This window comes from Acinetobacter sp. YH12068_T (assembly GCF_024606005.1).
Lineage (GTDB): Bacteria > Pseudomonadota > Gammaproteobacteria > Pseudomonadales > Moraxellaceae > Acinetobacter > Acinetobacter amyesii.
Map to the genome: position 1 here is coordinate 2,763,444 of NZ_CP094555.1, position 11,756 is coordinate 2,775,199.

Below are 11,756 nucleotides of genomic sequence, written 5' to 3' on the forward strand. Positions count from 1 at the left end.
ACGGTAATGGTCAAGTCTTTCTTTCAAGATTTTAAGCAACTGATTAATTTAAAAAAATAAAGCTTGATGAAGTTCACTAAAACTTAAGCTTTTGATAAAAATTGCATCAGGTGTTTATTATTTTAGAACAGTTTCTAATCATAATAAAATGAATACGTTAGAATCATTTATAGATTGCTTTCTAGATTTAAATCGAACACCGCCCTACTCACAAAAAAAATAGCGAGCCGTAGCTCGCTATTTCTCAATGGATAAATTCATCTTTTCTGTCAAAAACTCAAGCAATCATCTCAATGTTATTTATGGATGAATTACTTACTTTTTGGCTGTTGTTGTATGCGTTTTGCCTTGTAATTTGGCATAGTCCATTAGCACGTTTGCTGCTTCCGTCACAAAGACTTCTTCTTCAGGCAGTGCTGGACGTTGGTTTGCCTTCATTTTTGCACGTGCCTCCACCAATGCATCCATAGACGCTTGGTAGCTTTCCCAGTTGGCATAAGGTTTTTGACCCACCACTTTACGACGCTGATTTTCAGCATCCAAAGACTTTTGCTCTAGTGCCAACAGCTCGGCTTTACGCTTCGCTAAGTCAAGCACCACACGCTTTTGCTCTTCTGTCTTTTTCGCAATCGCAGTACGTTGCTCTAAATATTTAAATTGCGGATCAATGCTGACACGTTGCTGAGATGACTTAATCAAATCGGGAACATAGGCTTGGATCGAGCCTTCACGTTTAAACGGTGCTGTAGGAATGGTATCCCACTGTAAAGCATTTTTCGCTTTACGTTCACCAAACTCTTCATTGTAAATATCAACCAACTTAATATCAGGCACGACCCCTTTATTTTGGGTACTGCCGCCAGTCACGCGGTAAAATTTACGTTGCGTTAAGGTTGCTTGACCATAGGCTAAAGAGTCAAGTTGTACCTGCGCTGTTCCTTTACCCGTTGTGGTGCTACCAATCACCACACCACGTTCATAGTCTTGAATCGCAGCAGAATAAATTTCACTTGCAGACGCCGAAGCCAAGTTAATCAATACTGCCAATGGACCTGCATAAGTTTGCGCGCCCCCATCATCATCTTCAAACACGCTGACATTGCCATTGCCATCACGGATTTGCACCACTGGACCTGATTTAATCACTTGACCAAGCATACGTGCCACTTCTTCAAGTGAGCCACCAGGGTTGTTACGCAAGTCAATGATGATACCTTCAACATTTTGAGCATCTAAAGTTTTTAAGGCTTTATTGGTATCTTCTGACACAGAACGGTAGTCTGTACCTGCACGACGTGCACGATAGTTCAAGTAAAACGATGGAATTTCAATTACACCGAACTTATGCTTTTTGCCATCACGCTCAATTTCAACGGTACGTGAACGCACGCCTGCATCTTCTTCTTGAATCACATCACGTACAATTGTGACATTTCGCGCTTGATTCATGGACGCACCAGCACCCAATAAACGTAGAGTCACTTTGGTGCCACGTTTACCACGAATCAGTCCGACAATTTCATTGCTCGGCCAACCGATCACATCCACCATTTTGTCGCCATCTTGGGCAACACCAACAATGCGATCACCTGACTTGACTTGTCCTGATTTGCTGGCTGGACCACCTTCTACAATCGTTTCAATTTTAGTGTAGTCTTCGTTGCCACGTTCAGGACGAATCGACACCCCAATCCCTTCCAATTGCAGCGTGGTTTGACGGTTCAATTCCATCGCATCTACAGGTGGGAAATAGTTACTGTGCGGATCATACGTCAGCATCATGGCATTCAGAGTTTTATCAAGCACATCATCGCTTTTTAAACGACTAATCCGCTCTAACTGACGTGTATAACGCTTAGTTAAAGTCTGTTCAGGTGTTAAATCTTCAGGACCAGTTAAATCTTGACCATTTGCCAAAGCAGGATCATCTTTCAACGCTTTCTGTTTGGCTTTCTCTTCTTCTTTGCTGATGGTTAAATTGATTAGCTGAGAGACCAACATTTTATTCCAATGCGCACGCTGTTCTTCTGTCGATTTAAAGAATGGCGCTTTTTCACGATCGGTTTCGATGTAGTTATTCGGTTGATTTAAATTCTGTGGCTTTTTCAGCTCTTCCAACATATAGGTGTAGAACTGTTTTAAGCGCTCACGATATTGCGCATGAATCGCATACGGCCCTGTTAAATTGCCCGCTTTGAGATTTGCACCAAAAGTTGAACCATAACGTTTTTTATAATTTTCAATATCCGATGCCAAGAACAACGTATGTTCAGCGTCTAAACTATCAATATAAAAATCTAAAATACGGTTAGATGTATTGGCATCTAAACGCTGATTTAAATAGTGTTGACGGTCTACCAATGTTGCAAGCTGACGTGAGACCAAGGCTTGCTCTTGTGTGGGCTGAATAGTACCCGCGCTCACTGCTTCTGTATTATTGGCAGCAATTGCGTCATTCACCACATGAGTGAAAAAAAATCCACCTGTCGCAATCGCAACGGCACAAGCTAATGTTTGAAGTTTCATAAATAATTTGTACTTCCTTGGTATTAAGACCAATATTACCGTGTTGGTTTTCGACCTGAATTGAATAGATTCAAAATCTTAAACAACTTAATATGTTTATGTCGTGTAGTTTTATCATATTCTCTGCTGACAAAGTGTAGCAAATCATTGCAGAATTCAGGTATTGTTTTTCCTTAAAAATTCCAACACGGACACCGAATATGATTGGCGCATTAATGCTCGACATTGCTGGCACAGAACTTACCCAAGAAGATATTGAACTATTACAGGCACCACAAGTTGGCGGCATGATTTTATTTGGTCGTAACATTGAATCTCCTGAACAAGTTCGTGCCCTAACCGACCATATGCGTCAAATTCGTCCTGATATTTTAATTGCGGTCGATCAGGAAGGTGGTCGTGTACAACGCTTAAAACAAGGCTTCACACTCCTACCAGCTATGGGTAAGTTTGGAGAACTTTACTTAACTGAACCTGAAAAAGCTGTTGAACTGGCTGAACAATGTGGCTGGTTGATGGCAGCTGAAGTCCTTGCGGTCGGCATCGATTTTAGTTTTGCACCAGTGCTGGACCTAAATGATGTGAGTGATGTGATTGGTGACCGTGGTTTTGCCAAAAATATGCAAGACATCATTCCACTGGCAAGTGCCTTCCTAAAAGGCATGAAACGTGCGGGGATGGCATCTACAGGTAAGCATTTCCCAGGCCATGGCTCGGTGAAAGCAGACTCACATGTTGCTGCTGCCATTGACCATCGTAGTTATGAAGAAATCTATCAAAAAGACATGCAAAGCTTTATTCAACTGCAACCACAGCTTGATGCCTTAATGCCTGCGCATGTGATTTATGAAAATATTGATCCTAATCCTGCTGGTTTTTCACGGTATTGGATACAGAAAGTCTTACGTCAAGAGCTCCAATTTGATGGCGTTTTATTCTCCGATGATTTAAGCATGCAAGCCGCTTGTGTCGCTGGCGGCGCAGATGCTCGTATCCAAGCAGCATTAAATGCAGGTTGTGATATGGGCCTTGTATGTAATAACCGTGAATCTGCATGCATTGCGCTGGATGGCATTCAAAACTTGGCTCTCCCAAATCAAGAACGCCTAGAACGTATGCGCGGTAAAATCCCACAAATTGAGATTGGACAAAGCATTGAACTCGGGGCGGACTGGCAAAACGTGCGTAACCGTATTGTGGATTTTAAAAATCAATATTGCTAATCCAAGACTTTCAAAATTCTAGAAAATGGAGCACGACAAGGTGCTCCTTTTTGATTTATGATGAAGACAAAATAAGTGCTTCGGCGCTATACAAAAATTACCAATAAAAACAACATTAGGGCAGGACGACATGACACAAAGTTTATCGGAACATCGACACATTTCCTTTACTGCACATTACACCGGCTATATTTGGTACAGCATGGGGATTTCGCATCCCGTTTTTGCCACACGTAAAGGCAAATTTTTAGCACGTTTAGCCCATCCTTTAGAAAGCTGGGCAGAAAAGAATGTGGGCGGTAGCATGCGTTCGACGCTTAAACAGCGCCATGCCATGATCGATCAATATTTAGATCAACTCATTGCCCAACACCCTCAGCTACAAGTACTCGAAATTGCCTGTGGCCTCTCCCCGCGCGGTTGGAATTTTCGTACCAAGCATCCTGAAATTGACTATCGTGAACTCGACTTGCCAGATATGGCAAAAATCAAAACACAGGCACTCAAACAGATTGACCCGCATGCCCCTGAGGTCTTAACTGGCGACATTTTCACTCAAGATTTTGAACGTATTTTTCAGAGTTTTGACCCTGAACGCCCTTTGGTGGTGATTAGCGAAGGTCTGATTAATTATTTTGATCAAATCCTACTGAATAAATTATTGCAAGGGATCACCGAATATGGCGCCTCGTTTCAGGAATTGCATTATCTGACCGACATCTATCCAGAACCCGTTAAGAACCGTTTAGCACGTTTTATTTGGGCCAGTAGTAAATTACTCAAAGTCATGTCTCGCAGCGCTTTTACTTTTCATTTTCAATCCCCTGCTGAATTACAGCAGTTCTTCAGTCATACAGGATTTGAAGAAGTAGACGTCGTTCAGCCGGCCTTATACTTTCCACAACAGCAGCAAGAACAAGTGATTCCTTTTCACGATGCAGAGCAGCACTGTGGAGATTTGGTTTGGATGGTGCATGCCAAAACAAAAAAACAGCGCTAAAGCGCTGTTTTTTTTTATATGTTCATGTTTTAACTTACAGCTTCTAATATCAACACATCTTCTTTTTGGCGTTGTACAAAACGCAATAAACGCTCTGCCAACTCAAAACTACCATGCTTAAACAAAGCGCGAACCTGCGTATCTACAACGTCAAAGATGAGACATTCAATTTTAAACTCACCTTCTTCATCTTCTAGATGTAATGCCAAATCCCGAGGATATGCGTGCATGGAGTCCAACATTTCAGCCTGTACATTCAACAACACCCCAAAATAATTTAAATCTATAATTTGAGTGTCAACCACGAGGTCTGAATGGCGATGAGATAAATGCGTGAATGGCTGTTGTACACTTACACGCGCTTCGCCACGGCGTTCAATATTTTGCATTTGCTCTCGGCTCATTGGAATGATCCCATCCAACTGCTGAATAGACTCACCGCGTAGATAAGTTGCAAACAAATTCATGGTTTCCTTACGGCGTTGCAACTGCGGTAAATGATCCGCATTGGCAATCATGGCAAATTGCATATTCGGACATTGCAAGGCAAAGCCCGCATTTTCATGTGGCAAAGTAAAACTGTCGTACTGCCCGCAAGACACCAATACATCACACTGTGGAATCGGCACGTCTTGCAAACGCAGCAAACGGTTACAGTTAATGTCATAACGCTCTTGTTCGGTATTGGTGAATTCAGCCATTTGTCTAAAGAACAAACGCTTTGCTGTCGGTGACATCCGCGTCACATCCAGTTTGGCATGATTAACCAAATACAAAATCACCGCTTGACCAAATTCATCCATGCGCTGTTCTTTCATCAAATGCAAGGATTCTTCAAGCAACATGCGCCAGCTCTTGCGCGTTTTTTGCATTACGCCCATCAATATCATGCGGTCAATCAATTCAGGACGTTGATCCGCCAGTCCTGCAGCCACCACTGAACCTAGTGACATCCCCATCACGGATACTTTTTCTAGACCGACGATATCCAGCCAAACACCCAACATCTGCGCCAGATCACCCAACTCTAAAGTCCCTGCTGACACCGAAGTATCGACATTGGTAATTTGCTGGTTTGAGCCCATGGATGGTAAATCAATTAAAATAATAGGGCCTGCCGCAAATAATTGTTCGACACAATATTTGTAGGAATTAAAGTTTTGAAATGCCCCACCAATAATAACAATCGGGGTGCGATGAATCGTTTCAGGTTGTGCAATGGCCATATATTCGACCTTCCAGCCATCAATCCATGTCGTTCTGGCAGGCTGTTTAAAGCTTTGCTTGTCATACAGATCGAAAAAACTGTAATGCGTACTTTCCTGTACGGTGGGATCCATTTGGATAATGGAATTCATATTCCTTTCCTCCATTCCTGCCTTATTTTTATTGTCAGGAATTCATTTAGAGACTCTGCTCGACTTAGCGTCCTGCTCTTTAATCGTTATTTGTACGACTTCAATGTCGCTATTGTTTCATTCTATACAGAGGTTCATTTTACAAGCAACTGATATCCCCGCCGCTTATCTACTTTTGCTCTAAAAACAATTTCAAAATGTTAATTCTGGTCAGCAAGTACAGTCGAATATGCACTTAAGTGCTTCATTGTTCAGTCACAGGCTGTTAATATCGAGTTGAAATTTCTAAGTGATCAAACCGCTATGCAAGAGTCTATTGAACAATACATGCAAACGGTAGGACAGCAAGCACGCACAGCATCACGTGTGCTCGCAGGGGCTTCTACCCAGACTAAAAATAATGCCTTATCAGCAATTTATACTGCTTTACAAAACAGTGAAACTGCAATTTTGGCAGCTAACCAAGTGGATATGACCAAAGCGCATAACAACAACTTGGATAGTGCTCTACTTGATCGCTTAGAACTTACCCCCACACGCTTTAAAGGCATGCTCCAAGGTCTAAAAGATGTAATCGCACTCACTGACCCGATTGGCGAAATCACCGATATGGCCTTTCGTCCGACAGGTATTCAGCTAGGCAAAATGCGCGTACCGCTAGGTGTTGTCGGCATGATTTACGAATCTCGCCCAAATGTCACCCTTGAAGCCGCATCTTTAGCGCTTAAATCAGGTAACGCGATTATTTTACGTGGTGGTTCTGAAGCTTTGGAATCTAACCAAGCAATTGCGGCAGCGATTCAACATGGCTTAACTGCCGCAGGTGTACCTGAACATGCCGTTCAAGTCATTAATACCCCAGACCGTGCTGCGGTCGGCCAATTAATTACTATGCCTGAATATGTCGATGTGATCGTACCACGTGGTGGCAAAGGCTTAATTGAACGTATCACCAATGAAGCACGTGTGCCTGTTATCAAACATCTTGATGGTAACTGCCATGTTTTTGTGGAAGCTCAGGCTGATTTGCAAAAAGCATTACCTATTGCGCTTAATGCCAAAACTCACCGTTATGGCGTATGTAATGCCATGGAAACCTTACTTGTCGATGAAAATGTCGCTGAAGAGTTTTTACCACGCATTGCTGAACTTTATGCTGAGAAAAAAGTTGAACTGCGTGGCTGTAATGAAACACAGCGCATTTTGGGTGAGTCGATTGTTCCTGCAACTGAGGAAGATTGGTACACCGAATACTTAGGCCCGATTTTGGCAGTGAAAGTCGTTACAGGCCTAGATGAAGCGATTGAACACATCAACAAATATGGCTCACACCATACCGACTCAATCATTACCGAAAACTTTAGTTTGGCTCGTCAGTTTTTGGCGCGTGTAGATTCGAGTTCAGTGATGATCAATGCCTCAACGCGCTTTGCAGATGGGTTTGAATATGGTCTTGGTGCTGAGATTGGTATTTCAACCGATAAAATCCATGCACGTGGTCCAGTCGGTCTTGAAGGTCTGACTTCTCAAAAATGGATTGTGTTTGGTGATGGTCAAATTCGCCAATAACACCCAATAAGACAACGAAAGCTGTGCTTTTCTGATTAAAGGCACAGCTTTTTTTATGGTGATTTAAAAAATTAGACCCAGGGTTCACATATTGAAATATAAGCCTGCAAACACACAGGATATAGAATCGAAAACAGATTTTTTGACAATTAAATACTTAAGAAGAATGAGAAAAGTTAAATTTACCTGTTTTTTTGCAACAATTTGAGGATTACAGCGCAGCGAACGCATGTTATGTTCTATGTATATCCCTTAAATCGTATAAATTTTGAGGACTATTTTATTAATAAATGAAAACTATGAACTGATAAATTTTAATTATTATTGTGCTCAGGGTCGATAGTGCTTAAGTCTAATCTCCTAAAGTCTATCTAGGACGATAAAAAAACCCATGATAAAACATCATCACAGATCTAAATTGTATCAATCAATACAACTGCAATCAGATCAATATTATGGATAAGTATTTCAATTAGAATTCGGGTATTTAAACGTGTCTACATCAGTATTAGTAATTAACTGCGGATCTTCTTCTATCAAATATGCGTTAGTTTCTGAGCGCCGTGAAGATCGTATTTTTGGTCTAGCCGAGAACCTAGGTTCTGCTGATGCACGTATTAAAGGGGTCACTACAGGTGGTGATGCGCTTGAGCTGTCTATTCCACATGCTGACCATGAAAAAGCCCTTGAAACTATTTTAGAGCGTTTGGCTCACCATAATCCTCAAGCGATTGGTCACCGCGTTGTTCACGGCGGTACATTAACCAAAGCTGAGCTCTTAACACCAGAAATTATTGAACGTATTCGTGAAGCAACTCCACTTGCTCCATTGCATAACCCGGCTCACTTGGTGGGTATCGAAGCAACGATGCGTTTGTTCCCTGAACTTCCGCAAGTAGCCGTATTTGACACTGCATTCCACCAAACCATGCCGTCTCATGCATACCGCTATGCTTTACCAAAATTCTTGTACACACAGCATAACGTGCGTCGTTATGGCTTCCACGGTACAAGCCATGCCTACGTATCTGAGCGTGGCTCAATGTTGGCAGGTAGCTTTAAACAAGGTGGCTGGTTAACTGCTCACTTAGGCAATGGTAGCTCGACTTGTGCGATTTGGAATGGTCAATCTGTAGATACGTCAATGGGTCTAACACCACTTGAAGGTGTGGTCATGGGTACACGTAGTGGTGATGTTGACCCAAGTATTCACAGCTTCCTTGCAAGCAACTTAGGTTGGGATATCTACAAAATCGACAAGATGCTGAACAGCCAATCAGGCCTACTCGGTTTGTCTGATCTTTCAAACGACATGCGTACATTGATCGAAGCGTCAGAACAAGGCAATGAAGATGCCGCGCTTGCCATTGAAGTATTCTGTTACCGTTTAGCAAAATCTTTAGCAGGCCTCAGCTGTGGTCTACCACGTATTGACGGTTTATTCTTTACCGGTGGTATTGGTGAAAATTCTGCCTACATTCGTGAAAAAACGGTTTCATACTTACCGCACTTTGGTTTCAACCTGAGTAAAGAATTAAATGACAACTTAAAACGCGGTACTGAAGGTCGTATTGACCACGGTACTGGCCCACAAATTTGGGTTGTTCCAACCGATGAAGAAGGCCGTATTGCCAAAGAAACTGAGCATGTTGTAGACGAGGTGACAGCGTCTGTTACAAAAAAGTCTGATGCTGAAGCTGCGATTGCATAAGCAATCGCATCAGCCCCTTCGCCTTCAATATTAATTTTTAGCTTTAATTTAGACACCGTATGAAAACAATTTTACTCGTGCCAACTGGGGAAGGTGTAGGTTTAACATCTGCATGCTTAGGTTTAATTTATGCTTTGGAATGCCAAGGGGTCAAAGCAGGTTTTCTGAAACCATTTTCACAGGAAAATGTCGCAGATACCGTGGACCGTACAACGGCTCTTTATCGTCATTTATTTAATAATGAAACGGTAGAACCTATTCATCATGCCACCATCGTGAAGCAACTCAGTCATGATGAAAGTGATGAACTGCTCGAAGAAGCAGTTCGTTTGCACCGTGAAATTGCAAAAAAGCATGATCTGATTATTGTTGAAGGCTTGGTTCCAAACAGCCGAGATAACTTTGCCTCAGAACTGAACTCGACATTAGCAAAAGCTCTTGATGCTAAAGTAATTATTGTCAGCACAGCAGATATTCAAAATGCCACTAAAACTGCTGAGAAAATTGACAGTTCTCTACGCCAATTCGGTGGTGCAGCATCTGAACGTACTGCGGGCGTTTTGTTTATGCGCACACGTGGTTTGCCAGAAGAATCTGCGCAAATTCCTGTCACGCTTGATCCAAATCTGCGTTTAATCAGTCATACCAATAAATTTGTACTCGAATTACAACAAAGTAATCCGCAAATTGGTTCTACACAGCTACCTGTCATTGGCCTCGTTCCATTTAGTAATACGCTCAGCGTACCGCGCATGTCTGACTTGGCGACGCATATTCAATCAGAATGGATCAACCAAGGCGATGCTGCTCATCGACGCGTACTACATAGCAGCTTAGTTGCCTCTAATATTGAACATGAACTTCACAAATTTGTGGCAGGTGAACTGATTATCAGCGCCTCTGACCGTATTGATGTGTTGTTGGCTTCTAGCCTTGCGAGTAGCAATGGTATTCCACTTGCCGGTTTGGTTTTGACTGAACACCATCAACCGAACCCACAAGTTTTGGATTTCTGCCAAACTGCGATTAAGCAAGGCTTACCGATTTTACATACGCCTTTAAGCACTTTTGAAACGGCACAACAACTTTCAAATTTAGGCAATGAAATTCCTGTCGATGACGTAGAACGTGCAGAACAAGTGACCCGCTTTGTTTCAAGCCACATCAATACTGAATGGATTACTGAAGTATTGAATGGTTCGTATCAACCCCGTTTGTCCCCTTCTGCATTCCGTCATGAATTGGTACAAAAATCAATTGCTGCGAAAAAACGAATTGTTCTACCTGAAGGTGATGAACCACGCACCATTCAGGCGGCTGCCATTTGTCAATCACGTGGCATTGCACACTGTATTTTATTGGCAAAACCTGAAGCCGTGATTGAAGTTGCAAAAGCACGTAACATTGAACTTCCACATGATTTAGAAATTATTGATCCAGATCTGATTCGTGAAAACTATGTGCCTAAAATGGTTGAGCTGCGTAAAGGCAAACTCAATGATCTACAAGCACGCGAACAGCTACAAGATACTGTTGTTTTAGGCACCATGATGCTTGCACTCGATCAGGTGGATGGCTTAGTCTCAGGCGCAGTACATACTACGGCGAATACTGTACGTCCTGCATTCCAATTGATTAAGACTGCACCGGATTATTCATTGGTTTCTTCTGTGTTCTTTATGCTGTTACCGGATGAAGTCTATGTATATGGTGACTGTGCAATTAATCCAGATCCAAATGCAGAACAGCTTGCAGAGATCGCGATTCAATCTGCAGATTCAGCGAAAGCTTTTGGTATTGACCCACGCATTGCGATGATTTCGTATTCAACAGGTACTTCTGGTGCAGGTGCAGATGTCGAGAAAGTGGCTGAAGCAACACGCATTGCCAAAGAACGCCGTCCTGATTTACTGATTGATGGCCCGCTTCAATACGATGCTGCATCGGTGGAAAGTGTGGGACGTTCTAAAGCACCTGACTCTAAAGTGGCTGGTCGTGCCAATGTGTTTATTTTCCCTGACTTAAATACAGGTAATACAACCTATAAAGCAGTTCAACGTTCTGCAAATGTTGTCAGTGTTGGCCCAATGCTGCAAGGTTTAAACAAGCCTGTAAATGACTTGTCACGTGGGGCTTTGGTCGATGACATCGTGTTTACCATTGCATTAACGGCAATCCAATCCGAACAGCAAGAAGCTTAATTTTAGTTTTGAGTTCTTAACCACCCTTTCGAAAGATTGGGTGGTTTTTTATTCATTCCGATTTTCCCGCATTTCAATCTTATTTATATTGCGATAATTTTCATCTTATTAATTCTTGTCATCTTAGAGTCAATATTATTGCTTATGGTATGAGCGCTTTTTTAATTA

The 11,756-nt window shown here is 42.2% G+C and carries 7 protein-coding genes; 5 read left to right on the forward strand and 2 right to left on the reverse strand.

Annotated features, from left to right (window positions below; all coding sequences use genetic code 11):
* Positions 1-315: 315 nt before the first annotated feature.
* Positions 316-2,526, reverse strand: coding sequence for a carboxy terminal-processing peptidase (locus MST18_RS13180; protein WP_180084689.1), 2,211 nt, complete (start codon positions 2,524-2,526; stop codon positions 316-318).
* Positions 2,527-2,726: 200 nt separating this feature from the next.
* Here MST18_RS13180 and nagZ point away from each other — a divergent pair, with 200 nt between their 5' ends.
* A complete protein-coding gene (gene nagZ / locus MST18_RS13185) occupies positions 2,727-3,749 on the forward strand; it encodes a beta-N-acetylhexosaminidase (RefSeq protein WP_180132681.1) in 1,023 nt (340 codons plus the stop codon).
* Positions 3,750-3,879: 130 nt separating this feature from the next.
* On the forward strand, positions 3,880-4,749 hold the full coding sequence (locus MST18_RS13190; RefSeq protein ID WP_180132682.1) for a class I SAM-dependent methyltransferase: 870 nt from the start codon (positions 3,880-3,882) through the stop codon (positions 4,747-4,749).
* Between the two features lie 29 nt (positions 4,750-4,778).
* On the opposite strand, the gene MST18_RS13195 is transcribed toward MST18_RS13190, so the two are convergent.
* Positions 4,779-6,107 (reverse strand): alpha/beta fold hydrolase, encoded by a 1,329-nt coding sequence (locus MST18_RS13195; protein WP_180128424.1) that lies wholly within the window; start codon positions 6,105-6,107, stop codon positions 4,779-4,781.
* A 303-nt stretch (positions 6,108-6,410) separates the two neighbouring features.
* Between MST18_RS13195 and MST18_RS13200 the strand changes: the two genes are divergently transcribed.
* The 3 genes from MST18_RS13200 (at position 6,411) to pta (ending at position 11,588) form a co-directional block, all read left to right on the forward strand.
* On the forward strand, positions 6,411-7,676 hold the full coding sequence (locus MST18_RS13200) for a glutamate-5-semialdehyde dehydrogenase (protein ID WP_180132683.1): 1,266 nt from the start codon (positions 6,411-6,413) through the stop codon (positions 7,674-7,676).
* A 493-nt stretch (positions 7,677-8,169) separates the two neighbouring features.
* Positions 8,170-9,387 carry an acetate/propionate family kinase gene (locus tag MST18_RS13205; RefSeq protein ID WP_078192700.1) on the forward strand — a complete coding sequence of 406 codons (1,218 nt, stop codon included), beginning with the start codon at positions 8,170-8,172 and terminating at the stop codon, positions 9,385-9,387.
* 59 nt (positions 9,388-9,446) lie between these two features.
* Positions 9,447-11,588, forward strand: coding sequence for a phosphate acetyltransferase (gene pta / locus MST18_RS13210; RefSeq protein WP_180132684.1), 2,142 nt, complete (start codon positions 9,447-9,449; stop codon positions 11,586-11,588).
* Positions 11,589-11,756: the final 168 nt, after the last annotated feature.